Raw genomic sequence first — 23,267 nt, forward strand, 5'->3', positions numbered from 1 at the left:
AAAGCGAACTCGAAGGGGAGGTGCTCACAATGGACATGAATCAATATTTATCCATGTTTATTGATGAGTCGAATGACCATCTGCAATCACTCAATGAAAATATGATGAGCCTGGAGGCCAATCCGGAAGACATCAGCATCGTCCAGGTTATTTTTCGCTCCGCGCATACCTTGAAGGGCATGGCCGCGACAATGGGATTTGAAGATCTTGCGTCGCTCACGCACCAAATGGAGAACGTGCTGGATTTGGTCCGCAACGACAAGCTCAAGATGCAGGATTATATATTTGACACCTTGTTCAAAAGTCTGGACGCCTTAGAATCTATGGTCAAGGACATCATGGCCGGCGGTCAGGGCAAGGCCGATGTCGCAAGCATCGTATCTTCCCTTCAAGCCATTGTCCGCGGAGAGAAACCGGGAGGTTCCGAGTCCACCGCTCCGGCGACCAAACCGGCTGCCGCCGAAACGCCGGCGCTCTTGGACGAGTTCCAGTTCTCGGTACTTTCACAGTCGATTCAGGAAGGTCATCAGGTTCTCTTCATCGAGGTCAAGATCCGCGACGACTGCCAGCTGAAAGCGGTAAGAGCCTATATGGTATTCGAGCTTCTGGAGAGATACGGCGAAGTCGTCAAGTCCTATCCGTCTGTCCAGGACATTGAGCAAGAGAAGTTCGACCGCGGCTTCTCTCTCTACTACATCACGCAGAAGAGCGCCGAAGAAATGCAGGGACTGGTGCTCGGAATCTCCGAGATTGAGAAGGTGACTGCGGTTAAGCTGGACCAGGAATCGCTGGCTCAGATGGGACAGGCAGCGGTTGCCGCTGCCGCCGAGGCGCCGGTACCAAGCGCGCAGCCTGCTGCGGCTTCTGCCGCAGCAGAACAGCCGGCAGCTTCGGCACCGTCAGCTCCGTCAGCTCCGCCGAAGGAGCAGGGCGCCAAAGCGCCGGCACGCAGCGCAGCGCCTTCGCCTTCCCGTACGATCCGGGTGGATATCGACCGGCTGGATGTGCTGATGAATCTGCTCAGCGAGCTGCTGATCGACCGTGTTCGTCTGGAGCAGATTGCTTCGGAAGTCCAGAAGAACGAGCTGACTGAAACGGTGGAACATATGAGCAGGGTCAGCAGCGACCTGCAAAATATTGTGATGAAGCTCCGCATGGTACCGGTAGACACGGTGTTCAACCGGTTCCCGCGTATGGTCCGCGATTTGGCCAAATCGCTGGACAAGAAGATTGATCTGGTGGTCACGGGGGCCGAGACGGAGCTGGACCGGACGGTAGTCGACGAGATCGGCGACCCGCTCGTTCACCTTCTGCGCAACGCGATCGACCATGGCATAGAATCTGTTGCCGACCGCGTAGCCAAGGGGAAATCGGAGACCGGAACGGTCAATCTCCGCGCTTTCCACAGCGGGAACCATGTGTTCATCGAGATTCAGGATGACGGTGCAGGCATATCGCGCGACAAGGTGCTCAATTCGGCGATCAAAAAAGGCATCGTCACCCCGGAACAAGCCGAGAAGATGAGCGACAGCGAAGCCCATCAGCTTCTTTTTGCCGCCGGATTCAGTACAGCCGAGGTTATCTCGGACATCTCCGGCCGGGGCGTCGGCCTGGACGTCGTCAAGGCGAAGATCACCTCGCTTGGCGGGAACGTTACCATCTATTCGACGCTGGGCAAAGGAACCAACTTCTCGGTGCAGCTCCCGCTTACCCTGTCGATCATCGCAGCCATGCTGATTCGCCTCGGGTCGGAGAAGTACGCGATCCCGCTGTCTTCCATCGTAGAGACGAGCATTCTCAAGGCGTCTCAGATCCGCACGGTGCACGGCACCAAAATGATGGAGTTCCGCGGTTCCCATATTCCGCTGCTGTCGCTGAGCGCGCTGTTTGAGGTGCCGGATTACAGCGAGAAGGATGAGGAAGAAACCGAGATCGTGGTCATTCGCAAAGGCGACCGTATGGCGGCCCTTGCTGTGCAGGATTTTATCGGACAGAGCGAGATTGTCATCAAGAACCTGGGCAAATATCTGCCTGAAGTGCAGGGCATCTCCGGAGCTACGATTCTGGGCGACGGCCAAGTAGCGCTGATTCTCGATCCGAACGCTTTTATCAAATAATTGACTTGAACCAGGGAGGTTCTTCACATGGCTGAAGACATTAAAGTAATTGTCTTTAAACTGGGTACCGAGGAGTATGGAATCGAAGTCGATAAGGTACAGACGATTGAGCGGATGATGCCGATTACGCGTGTGCCCAAAACGTACGCTTTCATTAAAGGAGTCATCAATCTCCGCGGCGTGGTTATTCCTGTTATCGATCTGCGCGGCCGCTTCGGTCTTCCGGAAGGCGAGTATACCGAACAGACCCGCGTCATTATCGTCGCGGTCGATGAGATGGAAGTCGGCTTCATCGTCGACTCCGCCAATGATGTCATTGATCTCAACCGGAACGCGATTGATACGCCGCCGGAAGTGGTCGGGGGCATCAAGGCCAAATATCTGGACGGCGTAGCGAAGATCGGAGAGGATCGCCTTCTGATTATGCTTAATCTGTCCGAGGTGCTGAACAAGAGCGAAATCGTGCAGTTGGAAAGTCTTGAGGGCTAGCCTGTGGAGCTGTTCAAACATTCCAAAGACTTTAAGATGGACGTCCTTAAGGAAGTCGGCAATATTGGCGCCGGGAACGCGGCAACCGCGCTGTCGCGGCTGCTGAACAAACCGATTGATATGGCGGTGCCCAAAGTCCAGATGCTCACTTTTGACGAAATTACCGACAAAGTCGGCGGAGCCGAGAATCTTGTCTATGCGGTGTTTCTGCGGGTGGAAGGCGACGCGCCGGGCAATCTGTTCTTTATTCTTACACCGGAGGCTGCAAAGAATCTGCTTGGACGTGTGGCCGGTATGGAAGCCAGTGAGGAGGAAACGCTGAGCGAAATGGAATTGTCCGCTTTGAACGAGATCGGCAATATACTGGCAGGCTCCTACCTGTCCTCGCTGGCTGACTTCACTTCGCTGACGATGTATCCGACCGTACCCGCACTTGCAATGGATATGGCAGGCGCCATTCTGGGCTATGGACTTCTTCAGTTCGGCCAGATGGGCGATGACGCGCTGCTGATCGATACCACCTTCTTGGAAGGCCAGGACGAAATCGAAGGTCAGTTCTTTCTGATTCCTGATCCGGAGTCCTTCCCTAAAATTTTTGCGGCTCTGGGAGTACCATTCGATAATGATTGAAGAACAAAGTCTGATTAAAGTTGGAATGGCCGACTTGAATGTCGGCGGACCATACCATTTAATCCGGACCACAGGACTCGGCTCCTGTGTCGGTGTAACGCTGTATGATCCCGTAAAAAAGCTGGCGGGCATGGCTCACGTCATGCTGCCTTCTTCCGATATCGCCCGTGAAGGACAACTGAATATCGCCAAATTTGCGGACACAGCCGTACCCGAGCTTCTGCGCAAGCTGCTGGAGCTTGGGGCCATGCGGTCCCGTCTTGTGGCCAAGATGGCGGGGGGTTCCCAAATGTTTGCATTCGCTGGAGGGAACGATACGATGCGGATCGGACCGCGGAATGTCGAAGCCTGCAAAGAAGCGCTGGAGCGGCTCGAGATCCCTCTCATCGCCGAAGATACGGGCGGCAGCACGGGACGAACCATCGAAATTGCTTGCAGCACCGGCATTTTATATATTCGCAGTGTGCAGAAAGGCGTCAAGGAATTATAATATGATTGGGACCATTTTACTGAACGTGCTGCTTGGCCTGGTTGGTTTTGTGGTAACCTTCCTGATCGCTTTAGGGAACAATTTGCTGGTGACGAGCCTGATTCGCGGATTTTTCGGATTTATTGTCTGGTTTCTGCTTGCTTTCGGGATAAGATGGGTACTGGGTTTTATTGGCGGATTATCCCCTAAGCAGGAAAACACAGAGACCGAAATCTACGGCGAACCGGAGAACAGAGGGTCCCAATTGGACTTGACGACCCCGGATGAAGACGAGGAGCTTATGAATCTGCTGAGACCGGAGCCTGAATCCTCATCGGGAGCGGCCCGGTCCGAGAAATCGGAGAGCAGTTTTCAGCCTTTGCGGCCTCCGAAATTGGTCTCAACGCAGAATCCTGAAGAATTGGCCAAGGCCGTCCGTCACCTGAAGGAAGAATAAGCAGCGCTTTAGCGTGATCGCGGGGATGATCCATTGGTTCACGCGGGCCTGCTGACTACACTTTGGGAAGGGTGAAAGCTGTTGAACGAGCATAATGCTTCTCATTTGGACCACCAGGACCTCTGGGAACAATGGAAAGAGCAAGGAAATCCGGAGGCCAAAAAAAAGCTCATTGAGCTATACCTCCACATCGTAGACTATGTCTCGAGCCGTTTAGCCGTTGGTCTGCCCAAGAATGTCTCGAAGGATGACTTGGCAAGCAATGGCGTGATGGGTCTGATCGATGCCATTGAGAAATTTGATTATAAACGGGGCCTGCAATTTCAGACTTACGCTTCCTGGAGAGTACGGGGAGCTATTCTGGATTCATTGCGCCAAGGAGACTGGGTGCCCCGCTCGGTAAGAGAAAAGGCAAAGAAAATCGAGGACGCCTACCAGCATCTGGAGCAGAAGTATCTGCGCTCCGTTACCGACGAGGAAATGAGTGAATACCTGAGCATCAGCGAACAGGAATTCCAGACGATGCTGCAGGACGTCTCTGTCATGTCGCTCTGTTCATTGGAGGATCCCATCCGCGATGAGGAATCCGAGACCCGAATGTCCATTCTGGTGGACGACAAAGCCAAGAACCCTGACCGTAAAGTCAATGAGTTCTATCTGAAAGAAACGTTGGCCAAAGGCATCGAAAAGCTCACCGTGAAAGAACGGACCGTCGTGTCCCTTTTATATTACGAAGATCTTTCGTTAAGCGAAATCGCCGAAGTCATGTCGCTGTCGCCATCACGAATCTCACAGTTGCATTCCAAAGCGATTCTTAGGCTGCGCGGTACTCTGGAGAAGAACCGTGATCTTCTGATGCAGAATGATTAGCCATTCATGGCAGTGGGAGGGGATACAATGATTGGCCAGTACGCTTTGCATCAGTACTTAAAGGTCAGCATTGCGGATGACAAGAGCGTTGCCTATCTGGAATTTATCAAGCGTGAGGAAGACTTCGCCTGTCCGGCGGAGGATGTTTATGATTTTTTGAAGGACCATGGCATCCGGCACGGCATCCAGCAGGAGACGGTGGATCGCTTTGCCGGCCATCCGGACGAGTTCTTCTTCAGCAAAGTACCTATCGCCCTGGGAACACCTCCGCAGAATGGAGAAGACGGGCGTGTGGTACTTTCTGTTCAACTGGAGGAAGAAGAGAGCCGCCGTCCGATGGAAATGGAGAACGGGCAGGTGGACTATAAAGAAATTGTCCGCTTAAGCAATGTCCGGAAGGGCCAGCTGATTGCCGAACAATACCCGCCGGACCCGGGCGTGCCCGGGTTGAACGTACTCGGGGAAGAGGTTCCGGCCAAGCCGGGCAAGAACGCTCCGTTCCGGGTCGGCAAGAATGTCCTTATCAGTGCGGACGGCAGTTCCATGTATGCGGCAATAGACGGCCTTGTGTCCACGACGGATAAGGGAAAAATCAATGTCTTCCCGGTCTATGAAGTCAAGGGAGACGTCGATTACAGCACGGGGAACATCGACTTTGTTGGAACCGTAGTCATTCGCGGCAATGTTCTGACCGGATTCTCGGTCAAATCGGCCGGCGATATCCGCGTTATCGGCGGCGTAGAAGGTGCCGAACTGACGGCGGCAGGCTCCATTGAAATTACCGGCGGAATCATCGGTTATAACAAAGGGCTTGTGTCAGCCGGACAGAATGTGAAGGTCTCCTTTATCCAGGACGGCAATGTGACGGCCGCCCAGGATGTGATCGTCTCGCAGAGCATTATGCACTCCAACGTGCGTGCGGGCCGGGATATTCTGTGCAACGGACCGAAAGGACTCATTGTAGGCGGGGTAAGTCAAGCCGGGGAGAGGGTCGTTGCCCGAACAATCGGCAACACCATGTCAACGGCCACCTCGATTGAAGTCGGTGTCCTGCCGGAGCTTCGGAACGAGATCAATGAGCTTCGCCAAGAGCTTCGCCTGCTGCTTGAGAATGCGGACAAGACCCATAAAGCTCTCTATCTTCTGAATCAGCTGGCCATGGCGGGAACGCTGTCTCCCGACAAGATGGCTATGCGTGTGAAACTGAACGCCACCAAGCAATCGCAGCAGCGGGAAGAGAACCGGGTCAGAGAACGGATTCTGGAAATCGAGCGGATGCTGGAAGATACGGACCGCGCCCGGGTGGAAGTGATACGCACCATCTACGGAGGCGCCAAAATTGTGATCGGACGGTATACGCGGTTTATCAAAGATCCCGCCGAGCGGGTAAGCTTCCGGTATTCCGATGGGGATATTACCTTCTCGCCCAATATCTAAAATCCAGGAAGCAGGTGCGGCCATGAGTTTCAAGCCGGTAGAGCTGCAAATCGCCGTCCCCCGGGTTACGGAAGCCGCCAAGCTTCACCAGGAGGCGCTTCATCGTCCCGTTCAGGATCAGCAGATGCTGGCAGCGATGAACGTCAAGCATTCGAGAGAAGAGGCCCAGCGGAGCGCCGAAGTGGACGAGACGGCGGAATCCGCGATTCGGGATGACGGAAGAAGAGGACGTTCCAACCATGGCTCCGGCGAGAGCGGTCGCCGGGAGACGGAGGAGAAGCAAGCCGAGCATCCTTTCAAGGGCAAACGCATTGACTTGAGCTTGTGAGATTCAGAGAAAGGGAGAAGACTTGTGCAACCATGGGGGTATATTGTGCTGCTGGGTTTCGTGGCGATTGCATTCGGCCTGACTCTGCCGGCCCGCGCCAAGACGAAACCGGCGGATAGCGACCGCCAGGCGCTCAAGGAAGTCGAGGCGGCGCTTGAACTGTATATGGCGGACATTGAGCGCGAGAACGGAGAGCTGGTCAACCTGCTCGGCACGATCAAAGCGCAGTCCCAGAGCGGACAGGCTGCTCTTCAGGAGCAGGTTGCCGAGCTCAAGGGACAGCTGGAGGAGCTTCGGCGGACCAGCGCGCAGGTGGAAGCGAGGGTAGCGGCCAACGAGAACGGTCTTCTTCAAGTCGCGCTGTCTGGCGCAGCAGGTTCGGTCCGGCAGGAGCAGACGATAAGCGAAGACAAAATCGGGGCGGATCGGATACAGGAAGAGAATACCCGGACGGCCAGTACAATCAAGCCGAGATATCCGCAGCTTTTTGAACTGCATGAACAGGGCAAATCGATCGATTACATAGCGAAGAAGACCGGCATGCAAAAAGGAGAGGTCCAACTGATCCTCCAACTGGCGAAGCAGGAGGAGGAATCGGTGTGATCAAGAATCGTTCCTTTATGATCGGGCTGGGCTCCGGACTGGTCGCCGGAGCTCTTTTGCTGCAGCTAATGAATGCTGCGGGGCTCTCGGCGCCCAGCCGCGGGCAGCTGCTCCGGGAAGCGGCCGAGCGGAACCTGAGAATTGTCGATGCGGATGAGCGGCTGCTGACGGAAGACGAGTGGAGAGCCATGGCTTCCCCGTCGCCGGCAGGTTCTCCCGCTCCTTCTGTACAGCCGTCCCCGTCATCTTCTCCGGCCCCGAAGGCTAAGCCGACGTCCAAGCCGGCAGCCGGGAAGAAGCCGGCCGCTTCTTCTGCGGGAACAGCGGGGGGGGCCGCCGGCGCAGCTGCGCCGGCTGTGAAACCGGCAGAGCCGGGCAAGCCGGCTTCTCCTTCGTCTTCTCCGCTTGTTAAGCCGGCGGCGCCGAAGGCGCCGTCTCCGGCATCCGCATCAGCGAAGGAGCCGATTGTGCTGCGTATTCCGAACGGCGCCACGCTCAGCGAGGTTGCCGATATTTTGGCGGCATCGGAAGTCATCACCGACAAGGACCAGTTCCTGGTCGCTGCCCACAGCAGCGGTATTCAGCGCAAAATCCAGTACGGTCTCTACAGCTTCAAGCCGGGAGAAAGTCTGGATTCAATCATTGTCAAGCTGATTACAGTCAAGGATTAGCTTGCAACGGGTGTGCCCATATGCTATATTAATTAGCGGTGTTAAAACACACGCCGGATGGATCGGCGCAAGCGGTGCTTTCTTCCGAAGAAAGTCTTGCGGCGAGATGAGAACGGCGGAGGGAACACACAAATAACCATACTTAGGAGGTGTGTGAAGATGGCAGTAATCTCCATGAAGCAGCTTCTCGAAGCTGGGGTACACTTCGGTCACCAGACTCGTCGTTGGAACCCAAAGATGGATCGTTATATCTTCACCGAAAGAAACGGAATCTACATTATTGACCTGCAGAAGACAGTCAAGAAAGTAGAAGAAGCGTACAATTTTGTTAAGAGCGTAGCAGGCGAAGGCGGCACTGTCCTGTTCGTAGGCACGAAGAAGCAGGCTCAGGATTCCGTTAAGGAAGAAGCCGAACGTTCGGGCATGTTCTACATCAACCAGCGTTGGCTGGGCGGCACGCTGACCAACTTCTCGACGATCCAGAAGCGTATCGACCGTCTGAAGAAGCTGGAAGCTTGGGAAGTAGACGGCACGTTCGAAGTGCTGCCTAAGAAGGAAGTTATCATTCTCCGCAAGGAGAAGGAACGTCTGGAGAAATTCCTGGGCGGTATCAAGAACATGAAGGGTCTGCCAAGCGCCCTGTTCATCATCGACCCTCGCAAAGAGCGCATCGCAGTAGCCGAAGCTCGCAAATTGGGTATCCCGATTGTAGCGATCGTCGACACGAACTGTGATCCGGACGAAATCGACTATGTAATCCCGGGCAACGACGACGCCATCCGCGCCGTTAAGCTGCTGACTGGTAAAATGGCCGATGCCGTTGTGGAAGCTCACCAAGGCGAAGATACAACGACTGCGTAAGCCGTTATCGGATATCGCGCATTACACATGAACTTAAACAAAAAGGGTGGTTGGCAGGTGGATAACCTCTCACTGCCCTTTTTTTAAAATATCAGCGTATAAACCTTCTGGTCTTATACGGGTCTGATATTCCCGCAGAAACGGACGCCGTCTTCATGGAAGACGATTGAACCCGCTTCTGCTTATCATGCAAGAAATCAGGGCGCTAATTCGCCCATAACCTGGAGGGACTAACCTATGGCAGTAGATGCAAAATCCGTTAAAGAACTTCGTGAAAGAACCGGCGCCGGCATGCTGGACTGCAAAAAAGCGCTGGAAGAAGCGAATGGCGATCTGACGAAAGCCATCGAAATCCTTCGCGAGAAGGGCCTGTCCGCAGCCGCCAACAAAGCCGGCCGCGTAGCTACTGAAGGCGTCGTAGAATCCTACATCCATGCCGGAGGCCGCATCGGCGTGCTGGTCGAAATCAACTGCGAAACGGACTTTGTCGGCAAAACCGACCAGTTCAAGGAATTCGCCCGCGATATCGCCATGCAGATCGCAGCCGCCAGCCCTCGCTATGTTCGCCGTGAAGAAGTTCCGGCTGAAGAAGTCGAGAAGGAGAAGGAGATTCTTAAGGCTCAAGCGCTGAACGAAGGCAAGCCGGAGAAGATTGTCGAGAAGATGGTCGAAGGCCGCATCAGCAAGTTCTACGAAGAACACTGCCTGATGGAACAGGCGTTCATCAAGGACCCCGACAAGACGATCTCCAGCATGCTGAACGAGAAGATCAGCACAATCGGCGAGAACATTTCGATCCGCCGCTTTGCCCGCTTTGAACTGGGCGAAGGCCTGGAGAAGAAAGTCGACAACTTCGTAGAAGAAGTTATGGCTCAAGTCAAACAATAATCCGGCAAGCGGCCGACCCGCTTTCTACGAATCCATAGGGCATCGTCAAGAGCGGAACACATTTTACGGTGTTCCGTCTTTTGTACGCAAAAGGCCTTGATTTCACCGCTGCTCCCGTACACCCGTGCGGAGCGCGCCCCAACCCGGGCCCGAATGGGCGCCATGTAAAGTGAGGTATAACGATTTGGAACAGCCGGTATTTAAAAGAGTAGTGCTGAAGGTCAGCGGAGAATCGCTGGCAGGACCGAACGGATACGGCATCGATGCGGATACGATCCAGTCCATTGCGGAGCAGATCAAGGAAGTCGTCGAGCTTGGCGTTCAGGTAGCCATCGTATGCGGCGGAGGCAACATCTGGCGCGGCATCGCCGGCAGTGCGAGCGGAATCGACCGGGCAACCGCAGATTACATGGGAATGCTGGCTACAGTCATGAACTCCTTGGCGCTGCAGGACGCGCTGGAGCAGATCGATGTGCCGACCCGGGTTCAGACGTCGATTTCGATGCAGCAGATCGCCGAGCCCTACATCCGGAGACGGGCGATTCGCCATCTGGAGAAGGGACGGGTCGTTATTTTTGCGGCGGGAACGGGCAATCCGTTCTTCTCGACCGACACGACCGCAGCGCTGCGCGCAGCCGAGATCGAAGCCGAGGTTATACTGATGGCCAAGAACAAGGTCGACGGCGTATATTCGGCCGATCCGTTCAAGGACAGCACGGCAGAGAAGTACGAACAGCTTACTTACCTGGACGTCTTGAACAAGAATCTGGGCGTCATGGACTCCACGGCCTCGTCGCTGTGCATGGATAACAACATACCGCTGATTGTCTTTGCGATTACGGAGCAAGGCAACATCAAACGCGTCGTCCTGGGCGAGAAGATCGGGACGATTGTCAAAGGGAGTGTAGAATAATGCCGCAATCGGTTAAGAAAAACGCCGAAGAACGCATGGAAAAAGCGATTTCGGCGCTGAAACGCGATCTGGCCACGCTGCGCGCGGGCCGTGCGACCCCGGCTCTGCTCGACCGGATTCAGGTCGAATATTACGGAGCGCCGACGCCGGTCAACCAGCTGGCGAACATTAATACACCGGATTCCCGGACGCTGCTGATCCAGCCTTGGGACAAATCGTCGCTCTCCGACATTGAGCGTGCGATCATGAAGTCGGATCTCGGCTTGACGCCTGCCAACGACGGAATGACGATCCGCCTCTCCATTCCTGCGCTGACGGAGGAACGCCGGGCCGAGCTGGTCAAGCTGACGAAGAAGTTCGGCGAAGAGTCGAAGGTAGCGATTCGCAACATCCGGCGCGATGCCAACGACGACATCAAGAAGATGGAGAAGAACGGCATCTCCGAGGACGAGTCCCGGGGACACCAGGAGAGCATCCAGAAGACAACGGACAAGTTCATTGCCGAAGTCGACAAGGTGCTTGCAGCCAAAGAAAAGGAAATCATGGAAGTCTAGGATAATCTCGAGATAACGGCCCCTCCTCCAACGGTGGGGTTTGTCTCTTTCTCGCAGGAGCTTGGAGGAAACGGCGATGATCAAACGGGTACAATCCTGGCTGGGCCGGGAAGAGAGGCAGCAGCCGGTCGAAATTTCACCGGACAATATACCGAAGCATGTGGCGATCATCATGGACGGCAACGGCCGCTGGGCCAAACGGCTCGGTCTGCCGCGGATTGTGGGCCACCAGAACGGGATGAAGGCCGTCAAACGCGCGACGATTGCCGCCGACGAGCTCGGCATTGAATACTTGACGATGTATGCTTTCTCTACGGAGAATTGGAAACGACCGAAAGAAGAAGTGGATTTCCTGATGAGGCTGCCCGAAGAATTCCTTGCGATTGAACTGGATGAGCTGATTGAGAAGAATGTGCGGGTTCGGGTCATGGGAGATGAAGATGCGCTGCCTTCCTTTACCCGCAGGGCGATGGAAGAAGCGGTGGCGCGGACCCGGCACAATACCGGACTGGTGCTGAATTTTGCCTTGAATTACGGAGGACGCAAGGAACTGGAGGTCTGCATGCAGGAGCTCGGCCGCGAGATTGCTGCCGGCCAGCTGTCACCGGAACAAATCACGGCTGAACTGATTGACAGCCGGTTATTGTCGGGCGGTATGCCGGACCCGGACCTGCTGATCCGCACGAGCGGTGAAATGAGGCTCAGCAACTTTATGCTCTGGCAGCTCGCGTACAGTGAATTATGGTTTACCGATATATACTGGCCCGAATTCAACAAAGAACATCTGCTCCAGGCGGTGGCGGAATATCAGCGCCGCACACGCAGATACGGCGGGTTGAAGTAGGCGAGGGGAGACGATAGTCGTTGAAGCAGCGATTGATTACCGGTCTTTGGGCCGGAGCCTTGTTCTTGGGATTGACACTGCTGGGCGGGTGGGGTTACCATCTGCTGCTGACTGCAATGGCTCTGATCGGTTTATATGAATTTATCAAAATGACGAAGACGCCGCCCATCGGGACAGCGGCTGCAATCGCATATGCCGCTCTGATCGGCTTCATGATTCCCTGGCGGCTGCTTGACAGATCGCCGATCTTTTCCTTTGAGCAGGGCATGTGGCTCCTGCTGCTGCTGTTCCTGCTCCTTACGGTGTTCACCAAGAACCGGGTGAACATCGGAGCCGCTGCGCTGCTCTTCGTTGGTACGGTGTACATAGGGACTGGCTTTGCTTACATGGCCGCCTCCCGCGCGGCAGGCGACGGCCATGGGATTTACTGGACCTTTCTGCTGCTCTGCTGCATTTGGGGCAGCGATGCGGGCGCTTATTTTGTCGGCCGCGCAGTCGGCCGCAACAAGCTGTGGCCGGCCATCAGCCCGAACAAGACGGTGGAAGGAGCGGCCGGCGGAGTTCTGATCGCCATGATTATCGCCGTCGTATTCTGGCTATTCCATACCGATTTGTTCTCCGCCGGGCGTGCGCTTCTTATCGGCCTGTCCTGCGCAGTGGTCGGTCAGCTTGGAGACCTGGTGCAATCGGCGTACAAACGCGTCTACGGCATCAAGGATTCCGGATCGCTGCTGCCCGGACACGGAGGCATTCTGGACCGCTGCGACAGCTGGCTGATCGTCTTTCCGTTTGTCCATTTGATGACGCTGATGCCTTATATGTGAGATAAAATAACCTAAAGGACGGATTCAATCGTGAAACGAATTGTAGTGCTCGGGTCCACCGGTTCCATCGGGACCCAGACCCTGGATGTCGTAGCTCATCATCCCGAGGAATTCGTAATCGACGGTCTGGCGGCCGGCGGCAATACAGACCTGCTTCTGGAGCAGGTCCGGCGCTTCAGACCCCGCCGCGTATCCGTAGCCGGTCCCGAGCAGGCAGACAAGCTTGCTCCTCACCTGCCGGCAGGGACGGAACTCTTTTACGGGAACGAAGGACTGGTCGAACTTGCCGCAGGCGGCGATGCTGAACTGGTCGTTACCGCTGTAATGGGCAGCGTAGGTCTGCGCCCGACGCTTGCGGCTCTGGAAGCCGGAAGGGATATCGGACTTGCGAACAAGGAGACACTGGTCACCGCCGGCCATCTCGTTACCGAATTGGCCCGGGCCCGCGGAGCGGCTATTCTTCCGGTCGACAGCGAGCATTCGGCTATCTTCCAGTGCCTGAACGGAGAGCCCCGCGAAGATCTGGCCGGCATTACGCTGACGGCCTCCGGCGGTTCTTTCCGGCACTTGAACCGGGAACAGCTGAAGGATGTGACCGTTGAGGATGCGCTGCGCCACCCGAACTGGAGCATGGGCGCCAAAATCACCATCGATTCGGCGACAATGGTCAACAAGGGGCTTGAAGTCATCGAGGCCCACTGGCTGTTCGGGCTTCCGTATGAGCAGATTTCCGTATTGCTGCACCCGGAGAGCATCATCCATTCCTTTGTCGAGTTTCAGGACACCAGCATCATTGCCCAGCTCGGCAACCCTGACATGCGGGTGCCGATTCAATATGCGCTGACTTACCCGCGCCGGCTTGCATCGCCGGGCGAACGGCTGTCGCTTGCCAAGGTAGGGCAGCTCCACTTCCGCGAGATGGATTACGAGCGCTATCCGGCGCTGCGTCTGGCCATTGAGTGCGGCAAGGCCGGCGGCCTGCTGACCACCGCCTTCAACGCCGCCAACGAAGCGGCCGTAGCCCGTTTCTTGCGCGGCGAGATTTCGTTCCTGCGGATTGAAGAAATTCTGGAAGAAGTGATCCAGCGTCAGGCGAATATCACGCTGCCCGGCCTCGAGGCGATCGAAGAATGCGACCGGGCCGCCCGGAAGCTGGCAGCCGAACTGTAGGAAGACCCAAAATTAGGAAGAACCCGTTGATTCTCTTGTGCCCGGTCCTTGAATAATGATAAATTAATAGGACATAGTCGGGTCTCACCTGAAGGGGGTATTTACGCTTGCATATGGTTCAGGTCGTATTTATGACGGTGCTCATGTTCTTCGTCCTGGTGACGGTGCATGAATGGGGGCATTATTATTTTGCCAAGCGTGCCGGTATTCTGGTTCGGGAATTTGCGATCGGTTTCGGTCCGAAACTGTTCTCCTATAAACGCGATGAAACCCAGTTCACCCTCCGTTTGCTGCCGTTTGGCGGATATGCCCGCATGGCGGGCGAAGATCCGGAAATCGTCGAGATCCAGACGGGACAGACCATTGCGGTGCGGCTGGGCGACAAGGACATCATCAAGAAGATCTACGTCGATCAGCTCGATACCCGCCGCAATGTCATTCGCGGCGAAGTGCAGTTTATTGACCTGGAGCAGGAACTGAAGGTCCGTCTGGATGTCGACGGGGAAGTGGCCGTCTATGACGTCGATCCGAGAGCGATGATGGTCAAGGGCAGCCAGCAGATCCAGATTGCGCCGCGGGACCGCCAGTACGGCAGCAAGACGGTCGGGCAGCGCGCTCTGGCGATTTTTGCCGGGCCGCTGATGAATTTCCTGCTTGCCTTTATTCTCTTTGCCCTCTACATCCAGATGGCAGGCGTTGCGGTAGAGAATCCCACTTATGTCAAGATCGGCGATATGGCCGCCGGGATGCCGGCGGAGGAAGCCGGCATGCATAAAGGGGATATCGTATACTCCATCAACGGCGAACTGATCGGAGCCGATTATCAGAAGATGATCGACATGACGTCCGCATCCAACGGCAAACCGATGGACTGGGCAGTGAAACGCGGCGGCGAGACGCTGAATTTCACGCTGACGCCGCGTACCATGGAAGGCCAGGAGGGAGCCAAAGTCGGCATTACGCCGGTGCTTCCGACTCGGTCGGCTACGATCGGCGAGACGATTACCGGGTCAGGACACGCCATGGTCGATACGACCAAAGCGATTTTCCTTGGATTCAAGCAGCTCATCAACCGCTTCAACATGGACGACATTGGCGGACCGGTCCGCACGTTCGAGCTGACGGGGCAGATTGCCCAGCAGGGGATTGAGTATTTGACCCACTGGGCCGCCATTCTCAGCCTATATCTCGGGATCTTCAACCTGCTGCCGATTCCGGCGCTGGACGGAAGCCGGCTCGTATTCCTCGGCGTGGAGGCTCTCCGCGGGAAGCCGGTCGACCCGGGCCATGAGGGCATGGTCCACTTCGTGGGCTTCGCAATGCTGTTCCTGCTGATGATTGCGGTAACGTACAACGATATTTTGCGCCTGATCAGCGGATAATCCGATCATGCCCGGCAGCTGGTTCTCCTTCAAGGAGAGCCGGACCGGACTCATTAACGGGAGGAAATCCATTCTATGTCCAAAGACAAACAATTCGTTACGGAAATTACACCGCAGGGAGAAGACTTCTCCCGCTGGTATATCGATGTTATCAAAAAGGCCGATCTGATGGATTACTCGCCGGTCAGAGGCTGCATCGTCTTCAAGCCGGACGGTTATGAAATCTGGGAGCATATCCAGGAAGAGATGAACCGCCGTTTCAAGGAGACAGGCCACCGGAATGCCTATTTCCCGCTGTTCATTCCGGAGAGCTTCTTCCAGAAGGAAAAGGAGCATGTGGAAGGCTTCAATCCCGAGCTGCCTTGGGTAACCGAAGCGGGCGGAGAGAAGCTGGAAGAGCGTCTGGCCATCCGTCCGACCTCGGAGACCATGATCGGCCATATGTACTCCAAGTGGATTCAGTCCTACCGCGACCTGCCGGTGCTGATTAACCAGTGGGCCAACGTAGTCCGCTGGGAGAAACGGACGCTGCCTTTCCTCCGGACAAGCGAATTCCTGTGGCAGGAAGGCCATACTGCCCATGAGAACGAGACGGAAGCCCGGGAAGAGACCATGCAGATGCTGGAGGTCTACCGCGATTTTGTAGAGGGCTTCCTTGCTATCCCGGTCATTACCGGACAGAAGACGCCGTCCGAACGTTTTGCCGGCGCGGTGGATACGTATTCCATCGAAGCGATGATGAAGGACGGACGCGCGGTGCAGGCGGGCACGTCGCATTATCTCGGCACGAAGTTTGCCGTCGCTTTTGATATCAAATACCTCAGCCGGGACAACAACCTGGAGTATGTGCACACCACTTCCTGGGGGACAAGCACCCGCCTGATCGGTTCGATGATCATGGTGCACGGCGACGACCGCGGTCTGGCGCTGCCGCCGAAGGTGGCTCCGACGCAGGTGATCATGATTCCGATCGGTCCTCCGAAGACACGGGATGCCGTGGTAGACCGGACGGACGAACTGTTCCGCGAGCTGAAGAAGGCCGGTATCCGGGTGCGGGTCGATGACCGGACGGATGTAACGCCGGGCTGGAAATTCAACGAGTACGAAATGCGCGGCGTGCCGGTTCGTCTGGAACTGGGACCGCGCGATATGGAGAATGGGGTCTGCGTACTCGTCTCCCGCATCAGCGGAGAGAAGAAGGTGGTCCGGCAGGAGAATCTGGTTCAGGAAGTGCAGGACATGCTGGAGCAGGTACACCGCGAAATGTTCGAGCGGGCGCTGAGCTTCCGCGAGGAGCATTTCCATTCCGTAGACACGATGGAAGAAATGAAGGCGCAAATGGAAGAGAAACGGGGCTTTGCCCTGGCCGGATGGTGCGGTTCCGACGAATGCGAGAGCAAGGTCAAGGAAGAGACCGGCGCAACCAGCCGGAACATTCCGTTTAAGCCGGCCGAGAAGAAGACGGTATGCGTCTGCTGCGGTGAAGCCGCCGCTCATACGGTTGTTTTTGCCAAAGCGTACTAAAGCAGCAAGCCCAGCCCGCTTCCGCGGACTACATGATGATGCCGTCCTTGTCTCAAGGGCGGCATTTGTTTGCCGGAAAGCGCGGTGTAATAGATACAGGCCGGTACCAGGCGAGAGGATAGTTTCAGACAAAGGCAGGAGGAAGCATGGAGCACAACGGGGAACAACGCAAACGGTTCGAGCTGCTGATGAGACAGGGCGAGCTGCCGCCGGCTCTGATTGACGAGCACTTTACGGATGGCTATATTGAGCGGGTAGAGATCAGCCGGGGCAACCGGGACTGGCATGTCGTCGTCGTCAAACCGGCTCTGGTGCCCGCACAGGCGTACCGCACGTTCAGTCTGCGCATCCGGGAACGTCTGTCGCATATCGCCCAGGTCAGCTTCTTGTTCCGGTACGGGGAGGCCGTGAGCCGAGCCGACATCGTGCAGGAATACTGGGGGCTGTTCCAGGAGTGGGTACAGCGGAAGATTCCGTCTTCGAGCGGATGGCTGGCCCGTTCCTCGCAGACGCTCGAGGGCGAGACGCTGCATTTGAGCATGAGCGACGGCATGTCGCTGGAGCTGGCCCGCAAGAAAGAGATTGACAAGGCCATCATCACGTTCTATTCCCGCTATTTTGATCTGCCGCTGAAGGTGAAGATTGACCAGGCCGAGACGGCGAACCCGACTGAAGTCTTCGAGGAATTCCAACAGAAGCTTCAGCGCGAAGAGCGCGAATACATCGAGCAGATGATGACGATGGCACGCGAAGCTGACGAACTGGCGGAAGCGGCGGACGGTGCCGAGGCGGTGCCGCTCCTGATCGGCTATGACATTAAAGAGCCGCCGGTTCCGCTTGTCGAGCTTCAGGATGAGGAGAAGAAGATTACCGTTCAGGGAACGATCTTCGGACTGGACAGCAAGGAGCTCCGCAACGGAAGCACGCTGTTCACCTTCTTCGTTACTGATTTTACCGATTCGCTGCAAATGAAGCTGTTCGCCAAGAACAAGGAAGATTTGAAGGTCATGGGCCAGCTGGCCAACGGCAAATGGATCAAGGCGCGCGGCCGTGTCGAGTATGACCGGTTCATGCAGACGCCGGAGCTTGTCATGATTCCGTCGGACCTGGCGGAAGTATCGGCTCCGCCGGTCCGCAAGGACAACGCCGAGCGCAAGCGGGTGGAATTCCATCTGCACAGTGCGATGAGCACGATGGACGCGGTAACGCCGATCGACGTCTACATCAAGACGGCAGCCAAGTGGGGACATCCCGCCATCGCCGTGACCGACCACGGCGGGGTGCAGTGTTATCCGGAAGCCGCCAAGGCGGCGAAGAAGAACGGCATCAAAATGCTGTACGGCGTGGAGGCCAATGTGGTCAACGACTCCGTCGCGGTCGTGGAGAATCCGCAGCCGCTGGACCTGAAGACGGCAACCTATGTCGTCTTCGACATCGAGACCACGGGTCTTTCGATTACCCGCAACAACATTACCGAACTTGCAGCCGTGAAGATGCAGGGCGGGCAGGAGATTGACCGCTATACGACGTTCGTGAACCCGCATGAGAAGATTCCGTATCATATTCAGCAGCTGACCAACATTACGGACGAAATGGTCAAGGATGCCCCGGACATTGCGCCGGTGCTGGACGAATTCACCGCTTTTGCCGGGGATGCGGTGCTCGTTGCGCACAACGCCCGGTTCGATATGGGCTTCATTCAGGCCATGCTGGCCAAGCACGGCAAGCCGCAGATGACCAACCCGTTCCTGGATACGCTGGAGCTGGCGCGGCTGCTGCATCCGAATATGAAGAACCACCGGCTGAACACATTGGCAGACAAATACAAAGTGCTGCTGGAGAGCCATCACCGGGCGGTGGACGACACCGTGGCGCTCGGCGGCATTCTGAACGGCCTGCTGGCCGATGCCGAGAAAATGAAGGGACTGACGATGCTGGATCGGCTGAACGATTATGTCGGCAAGGATCTGTCCAATACGCGGCCGTTCCACTGCGGCATCTATGCCTTGAACGCGGTCGGGAAGAAGAATCTGTACAAGCTGATTTCTCTCTCCCACACCGAATACTTCAAACGGGTGCCCTGCATTCCCCGCTCCAAGCTTGTAGAGCTGCGGGAAGGGCTGCTGGTGATTTCCGGCTGCGAGCGCGGCGAGTTCTTCGAGGCGGTCCTGAACAAATCGGTGGAAGAGGCGATCGAAGTCGCCGCCTTCTACGACGTGCTGGAGATTCAGCCTCTGACCATGTACATGCATCTGGTGGACAAGGGCTTCGTCGCAAGCCCCGATGAGCTTCGAGACTGCGTGCGGCGGGTATGCGACATCGGCGAGAAGCTGAACAAGCCGGTCATTGCCACCGGCAATGTCCATTATCTGGACCCGCGGGACAAGCTGTTCCGCGACATTACGATTCATGGAATCACCGGCTTCAGCCCGCTGAAGGACCAGCGCAAGCCGGATGCCCATTTCCGGACAACGGACGAGATGCTGGAGGAGTTTGCTTTTCTGGGTGCGGAGAAGGCGATGGAGGTCGTCGTGGACAATACGGTGGCGCTTGCCGACCGATTCGAGGATTATCCGCTGTTCCCGTCCGAATTGTTCACCCCCAACATTGAAGGGGCGGAGCAGGAGATTCGCGATACCTGCTACCAGACGGCGCGTTCGATCTATGGCGAGGAGCTGCCTGAAGTCGTCGTGGCCCGGCTGGAGAAGGAACTGGAGCCGATTATCAAGTACGGCTTCTCCGCCAACTACCTGATCTCGGAACGGCTCGTCAAAAAGTCGAACCGCGACGGCTACCTGGTCGGTTCCCGCGGTTCCGTAGGCTCTTCGGTCGTGGCGACCTTCCTCGGCATCTCCGAGGTGAACCCGCTGCCGGCGCACTATATTTGCCGCAACGCCGACTGCCGGTACAGCGAGTGGTTCCTGGACGGGAGCGTTCCGAGCGGGTTCGATCTGCCGGACAAGCTGTGTCCGGACTGCGGCGGCATGCTCAAGGGCGAGGGCCAGGACATTCCGTTCGAGACGTTCCTCGGCTTCAAGGGAGACAAGGTTCCCGATATCGACCTTAACTTCTCCGGGGAATACCAGCCGCAGGCGCACAACTTCACGAAGGTCATGTTCGGGGAGAAAAGCGTATTCCGCGCCGGCACCATCGGCACCGTGGCCGAGAAGACTGCGTACGGCTTCGCCAAGAAGTACGAAGAAGACCACCACAAGCGCTGGCGCGGAGCGGAGCTGAGCCGGCTTGCGGCCGGCTGTACGGGCGTCAAGCGCAGCACCGGCCAGCATCCCGGCGGCATCGTCGTCGTTCCGGATTACATGGAGGTCGAAGATATCACGCCGGTGCAGTACCCGGCGGACGATGTGAACGCCGAGTGGAAGACGACCCATTTTGACTATCACGCTTTCGATTCGAACCTGCTGAAGCTCGATATACTGGGACATGACGATCCGACCATGATGCGTATGCTCCAGGACCTCACCGGGGTGGACCCGACATCGATTCCGATGAACGACCCGAAGGTGATGAGCCTGTTCAACTCGACGGAAGCGCTTGGCGTGACGCCGGAGCAGATCCGCACTCCCGTCGCCACCTACGGCGTTCCCGAGATGGGGACGAAGTTCGTCCGCCAGATGCTGGTGGAGTCGAAGCCGTCGAGCTTTGCCGACCTTCTGCAGATTTCGGGACTGTCGCACGGAACGGGCGTCTGGCTCGGCAATGCGCAGGAACTGATTAAGAACGGAACCTGCAACATCAAGACCGTAATCGGCTGCCGCGACGACATTATGCTCTATCTGATCTACAAGGCGGGCATGGATGCGGGTCTCGCCTTCAAGATCACCGAGAGCGTCCGCAAAGGCAAGGGTCTTACACCGGAATGGATCGACGAGATGAAGAAGTGCAAAGTGCCGCAGTGGTACATTGATTCCTGCCTCAAGATCCAGTACATGTTCCCGAAGGCCCACGCCGCCGCTTATGTCATCTCGGCCGTCCGGACCGCTTATTTCAAGCTGTATTACCCGATCGAGTATTATGCGACCTATTTCTCCGTGCGTGCGGCGGATTTCGATATTGAGCTCTGCTGCAAGGGATACGACGCGATTCTCAAGGCCATAATTGAAATAGAGCAGAAGGGCTTCCAGGCCCAGCCGAAAGAGAAGGCGCTGCTGCCGATTCTGGAGATGGCGCTGGAGATGACCGCCCGGGGCTTTACCTTCAAAAGCCTTGATCTGTACCGTTCGGATGCGACCCGCTTCACCGTCGACGGCGACAGCCTGATTCCGCCCTTCTCGGCGATGGCCGGCATCGGCGACAACGCGGCGCGCAATATCGCCGCCGCCAAGGACGGCGGGGAATTCCTGTCGATTGAGGATTTCCAGCAGCGGTCGAAGGCGAGCAAGACGATCGTGGAGATGCTGACGAATATGGGCTGCTTCCGCGGTCTGCCGGAGAGCAACCAGCTGTCGCTCTTTTAACCGGCGCGAAGGTACGGTCAAGGTTCGCCACTTGTCAGTCTTGCCCTCGCTATGGTATAATTTTTCTTGGTAATAATGAGATAAGTCCGTTTGCGAGAGAGTGGGGAAACCCACTCTTTAGCTTTGAAATGCCAGAATTTACGAGTTCGTGGAGGTTATTTTCATTTGAGCACATCCAAAATTAAAGGTACGGTCGAAGAAATGCTGAAACCCTACCTGGACGACAACGGTTTCGAGCTGGTTGACGTAGAGTATGTCAAGGAAGGCTCCAATTACTTTCTGCGTGTATTTGTGGACAAGGAAGGCGGCATCGACATCGACGACTGCGGCGTGATCAGCGAATACCTGAGCGCCAAGCTGGACGAGAACGATCCGATCGAGGGCGCCTATTTTCTGGAGGTATCTTCGCCCGGGGCGGAGCGGCCGCTGAAGAAGGCCGACGATGTGCGCAAGGCGGTCGGCAAGGATGTATTTGTTACGACCTATGAGCCGATCGGCGGTCTGAAGGAATTCGAGGGCCGGCTGTTGTCGTTCGAGAATGAGGAACTGCTTATCTCCGCGGGCAAGAAGCAGCACACTGTTCCGTATGCCAAAGTTGCCAGCGCGCGATTGGCGATTATTTTCTAACGTACTTGAAAGGGGGACCGGATTTTTCATGAGTATGGATTTTATCGAAGCTATGAATGAACTGGAAAGAGAGAAAGGTATCAGCAAGGATGTGCTGTTCGAGGCCATCGAAGCTGCGCTGATCTCCAGCTACAAGCGAAACTTCAACGCCGCGCAGAACGTGCGCGTAGATATGAACCGCAATACGGGCGTCATCAAGGTGTTCGCGCGCAAGCTGATCGTGGAAGAGGTGCTGGATTCCCGCACCGAGATTTCCCTGCCGGCGGCCCGGGAGATCAACCCGCATTTTCAGCTGGAAGATGTGGCGGAACTTGAAGTCACACCGCGGGACTTTGGACGGATTGCCGCCCAGACCGCCAAGCAGGTTGTGACGCAGCGTATTCGCGAAGCCGAGCGCGGCCTTATCTATAACGCTTTTATCGACAAGGAAGAGGATATTGTGACCGGTCTCGTGCAGCGCCAGGACCTTCGCAATATTTATGTGGATCTCGGCAAGATTGAAGCCGTGCTCCCGCTGACCGAGCTGATGCCCGGAGAGAAATTCAAGCACGGCGAACGGATCAAGGCTTACATTACCAAGGTGGAGAACACGACCAAGGGGCCGCAGATTCTGCTCTCCCGTACCCATCCCGGCCTGCTGAAACGTCTGTTCGAGCTTGAAGTTCCGGAAATCTTCGACGGCGTGGTCGAGATTCGGTCCGTTGCCCGCGAAGCCGGCTTCCGCTCCAAGATTGCCGTCTACTCCCGCAATGCGGAAGTCGATCCGGTCGGCTCCTGCGTCGGTCCGAGAGGAACGCGCGTGCAGACCATCGTCACGGAACTTCGGGGCGAGAAGATCGACATCGTCCGTTATTCGGAATCGGTGGAGGAATATGTAGCCAATGCGCTCAGCCCTTCCAAGGTGCTGGAGGTGCAGGTGTTCGAGGCAGAGAAGATGGCCCGCGTCATCGTGCCGGATTACCAGCTCTCGCTGGCGATCGGCATCAAAGGACAGAACGCCCGCCTGGCCGCCAAGCTGACCGGCTGGAAGATCGACATCAAGAGCGAGACCCAGGCGGAGCAGGAATTCGGCAGACCGAAGACGCCTGGCGATGAAATGCCTCAGGATTCCGTCTCGATCGACTAAGTTCCAGG

Annotated in this window: 22 protein-coding genes; all 22 read left to right on the forward strand. The window is 56.4% G+C overall.

Annotated elements, in window-relative coordinates:
• Positions 1 to 29 precede the first annotated feature (29 nt).
• The 22 genes from F4V43_RS05520 to nusA all read left to right on the forward strand — a co-directional run bounded on the left by F4V43_RS05520 (position 30) and on the right by nusA (position 23,259).
• Positions 30 to 2,117, forward strand: a complete 2,088-nt coding sequence (locus F4V43_RS05520) for a chemotaxis protein CheA (RefSeq protein WP_150457242.1) — start codon at positions 30 to 32, stop codon at positions 2,115 to 2,117.
• A 27-nt stretch (positions 2,118 to 2,144) separates the two neighbouring features.
• Complete coding sequence (locus tag F4V43_RS05525; protein ID WP_150457243.1) at positions 2,145 to 2,606, forward strand: chemotaxis protein CheW; 462 nt, start codon at positions 2,145 to 2,147, stop codon at positions 2,604 to 2,606.
• A 36-nt stretch (positions 2,607 to 2,642) separates the two neighbouring features.
• Positions 2,643 to 3,236 carry a chemotaxis protein CheC gene (locus F4V43_RS05530; RefSeq protein ID WP_408638310.1) on the forward strand — a complete coding sequence of 198 codons (594 nt, stop codon included), beginning with the start codon at positions 2,643 to 2,645 and terminating at the stop codon, positions 3,234 to 3,236.
• Entirely contained in the window at positions 3,229 to 3,726 is a 498-nt protein-coding gene (locus F4V43_RS05535; RefSeq protein ID WP_150457245.1) for a chemotaxis protein CheD, read from the forward strand. The genes F4V43_RS05530 and F4V43_RS05535 overlap by 8 nt, the downstream gene beginning before the upstream one ends.
• A gap of 1 nt (position 3,727) precedes the next feature.
• A complete protein-coding gene (locus F4V43_RS05540) occupies positions 3,728 to 4,162 on the forward strand; it encodes a hypothetical protein (protein WP_150457246.1) in 435 nt (144 codons plus the stop codon).
• Between the two features lie 81 nt (positions 4,163 to 4,243).
• Positions 4,244 to 5,032 (forward strand): FliA/WhiG family RNA polymerase sigma factor, encoded by a 789-nt coding sequence (locus F4V43_RS05545; protein WP_150457247.1) that lies wholly within the window; start codon positions 4,244 to 4,246, stop codon positions 5,030 to 5,032.
• A 27-nt stretch (positions 5,033 to 5,059) separates the two neighbouring features.
• Positions 5,060 to 6,469: a DUF342 domain-containing protein gene (locus tag F4V43_RS05550; RefSeq protein WP_150457248.1), complete on the forward strand. Its 1,410-nt coding sequence runs from the start codon at positions 5,060 to 5,062 to the stop codon at positions 6,467 to 6,469.
• Between the two features lie 22 nt (positions 6,470 to 6,491).
• Positions 6,492 to 6,797: a hypothetical protein gene (locus tag F4V43_RS05555; RefSeq protein WP_150457249.1), complete on the forward strand. Its 306-nt coding sequence runs from the start codon at positions 6,492 to 6,494 to the stop codon at positions 6,795 to 6,797.
• 24 nt (positions 6,798 to 6,821) lie between these two features.
• The gene (locus F4V43_RS05560; protein ID WP_150457250.1) at positions 6,822 to 7,400 is read left to right on the forward strand and encodes a DUF6115 domain-containing protein; all 579 of its coding nucleotides are present in this window, start codon (positions 6,822 to 6,824) and stop codon (positions 7,398 to 7,400) included.
• Positions 7,397 to 8,071 (forward strand): endolytic transglycosylase MltG, encoded by a 675-nt coding sequence (locus tag F4V43_RS05565; RefSeq protein WP_150457251.1) that lies wholly within the window; start codon positions 7,397 to 7,399, stop codon positions 8,069 to 8,071. The genes F4V43_RS05560 and F4V43_RS05565 overlap by 4 nt, the downstream gene beginning before the upstream one ends.
• Before the next feature lie 159 nt (positions 8,072 to 8,230).
• Positions 8,231 to 8,932: a 30S ribosomal protein S2 gene (gene rpsB, locus F4V43_RS05570; protein WP_150457252.1), complete on the forward strand. Its 702-nt coding sequence runs from the start codon at positions 8,231 to 8,233 to the stop codon at positions 8,930 to 8,932.
• Positions 8,933 to 9,169: 237 nt separating this feature from the next.
• The gene (gene tsf / locus F4V43_RS05575) at positions 9,170 to 9,820 is read left to right on the forward strand and encodes a translation elongation factor Ts (RefSeq protein WP_150457253.1); all 651 of its coding nucleotides are present in this window, start codon (positions 9,170 to 9,172) and stop codon (positions 9,818 to 9,820) included.
• Positions 9,821 to 10,004: 184 nt separating this feature from the next.
• Positions 10,005 to 10,733: a UMP kinase gene (pyrH, locus tag F4V43_RS05580; RefSeq protein WP_150457254.1), complete on the forward strand. Its 729-nt coding sequence runs from the start codon at positions 10,005 to 10,007 to the stop codon at positions 10,731 to 10,733.
• Positions 10,733 to 11,287 (forward strand): ribosome recycling factor, encoded by a 555-nt coding sequence (gene frr / locus F4V43_RS05585; RefSeq protein ID WP_150457255.1) that lies wholly within the window; start codon positions 10,733 to 10,735, stop codon positions 11,285 to 11,287. Before pyrH ends, frr begins: the two co-directional genes overlap by 1 nt.
• A 76-nt stretch (positions 11,288 to 11,363) precedes the next feature.
• On the forward strand, positions 11,364 to 12,131 hold the full coding sequence (locus F4V43_RS05590) for an isoprenyl transferase (protein WP_150457256.1): 768 nt from the start codon (positions 11,364 to 11,366) through the stop codon (positions 12,129 to 12,131).
• Positions 12,132 to 12,151: 20 nt separating this feature from the next.
• Positions 12,152 to 12,955, forward strand: coding sequence for a phosphatidate cytidylyltransferase (locus F4V43_RS05595; RefSeq protein ID WP_150457257.1), 804 nt, complete (start codon positions 12,152 to 12,154; stop codon positions 12,953 to 12,955).
• Between the two features lie 30 nt (positions 12,956 to 12,985).
• The gene (locus tag F4V43_RS05600) at positions 12,986 to 14,125 is read left to right on the forward strand and encodes a 1-deoxy-D-xylulose-5-phosphate reductoisomerase (RefSeq protein ID WP_150457258.1); all 1,140 of its coding nucleotides are present in this window, start codon (positions 12,986 to 12,988) and stop codon (positions 14,123 to 14,125) included.
• Positions 14,126 to 14,232: 107 nt separating this feature from the next.
• A complete protein-coding gene (rseP, locus tag F4V43_RS05605; RefSeq protein WP_150457259.1) occupies positions 14,233 to 15,507 on the forward strand; it encodes an RIP metalloprotease RseP in 1,275 nt (424 codons plus the stop codon).
• Between the two features lie 75 nt (positions 15,508 to 15,582).
• Positions 15,583 to 17,031 carry a proline--tRNA ligase gene (gene proS / locus F4V43_RS05610; protein ID WP_150457260.1) on the forward strand — a complete coding sequence of 483 codons (1,449 nt, stop codon included), beginning with the start codon at positions 15,583 to 15,585 and terminating at the stop codon, positions 17,029 to 17,031.
• A gap of 146 nt (positions 17,032 to 17,177) precedes the next feature.
• Complete coding sequence (locus tag F4V43_RS05615) at positions 17,178 to 21,506, forward strand: PolC-type DNA polymerase III (protein ID WP_150457261.1); 4,329 nt, start codon at positions 17,178 to 17,180, stop codon at positions 21,504 to 21,506.
• A 165-nt stretch (positions 21,507 to 21,671) separates the two neighbouring features.
• Positions 21,672 to 22,133 (forward strand): ribosome maturation factor RimP, encoded by a 462-nt coding sequence (gene rimP, locus F4V43_RS05620; RefSeq protein ID WP_150457262.1) that lies wholly within the window; start codon positions 21,672 to 21,674, stop codon positions 22,131 to 22,133.
• 28 nt (positions 22,134 to 22,161) lie between these two features.
• The gene (gene nusA, locus F4V43_RS05625; RefSeq protein WP_150457263.1) at positions 22,162 to 23,259 is read left to right on the forward strand and encodes a transcription termination factor NusA; all 1,098 of its coding nucleotides are present in this window, start codon (positions 22,162 to 22,164) and stop codon (positions 23,257 to 23,259) included.
• The last annotated feature ends 8 nt before the right edge of the window (positions 23,260 to 23,267 follow it).

It is taken from the genome of Paenibacillus spiritus (assembly GCF_008710135.1).
GTDB lineage: Bacteria > Bacillota > Bacilli > Paenibacillales > Paenibacillaceae > Paenibacillus_AQ > Paenibacillus_AQ glufosinatiresistens.

Excerpts from the sequence above, each read along its gene's own strand:
- F4V43_RS05525 (WP_150457243.1), top strand. The coding sequence starts at position 2,145 with ATGGCTGAAGACATTAAAGTAATTGTCTTTAAACTGGGTACCGAGGAG.
- tsf (WP_150457253.1), top strand. The coding sequence starts at position 9,170 with ATGGCAGTAGATGCAAAATCCGTTAAAGAACTTCGTGAAAGAACCGGC.
- F4V43_RS05615 (WP_150457261.1), top strand. The coding sequence starts at position 17,178 with ATGGAGCACAACGGGGAACAACGCAAACGGTTCGAGCTGCTGATGAGA.
- proS (WP_150457260.1), top strand. The coding sequence starts at position 15,583 with ATGTCCAAAGACAAACAATTCGTTACGGAAATTACACCGCAGGGAGAA.
- F4V43_RS05540 (WP_150457246.1), top strand. The coding sequence starts at position 3,728 with ATGATTGGGACCATTTTACTGAACGTGCTGCTTGGCCTGGTTGGTTTT.
- F4V43_RS05590 (WP_150457256.1), top strand. The coding sequence starts at position 11,364 with ATGATCAAACGGGTACAATCCTGGCTGGGCCGGGAAGAGAGGCAGCAG.
- rpsB (WP_150457252.1), top strand. The coding sequence starts at position 8,231 with ATGGCAGTAATCTCCATGAAGCAGCTTCTCGAAGCTGGGGTACACTTC.
- F4V43_RS05555 (WP_150457249.1), top strand. The coding sequence starts at position 6,492 with ATGAGTTTCAAGCCGGTAGAGCTGCAAATCGCCGTCCCCCGGGTTACG.
- nusA (WP_150457263.1), top strand. The coding sequence starts at position 22,162 with ATGAGTATGGATTTTATCGAAGCTATGAATGAACTGGAAAGAGAGAAA.
- F4V43_RS05535 (WP_150457245.1), top strand. The coding sequence starts at position 3,229 with ATGATTGAAGAACAAAGTCTGATTAAAGTTGGAATGGCCGACTTGAAT.
- frr (WP_150457255.1), top strand. The coding sequence starts at position 10,733 with ATGCCGCAATCGGTTAAGAAAAACGCCGAAGAACGCATGGAAAAAGCG.
- F4V43_RS05530 (WP_408638310.1), top strand. The coding sequence starts at position 2,643 with ATGGACGTCCTTAAGGAAGTCGGCAATATTGGCGCCGGGAACGCGGCA.
- F4V43_RS05550 (WP_150457248.1), top strand. The coding sequence starts at position 5,060 with ATGATTGGCCAGTACGCTTTGCATCAGTACTTAAAGGTCAGCATTGCG.
- F4V43_RS05520 (WP_150457242.1), top strand. The coding sequence starts at position 30 with ATGGACATGAATCAATATTTATCCATGTTTATTGATGAGTCGAATGAC.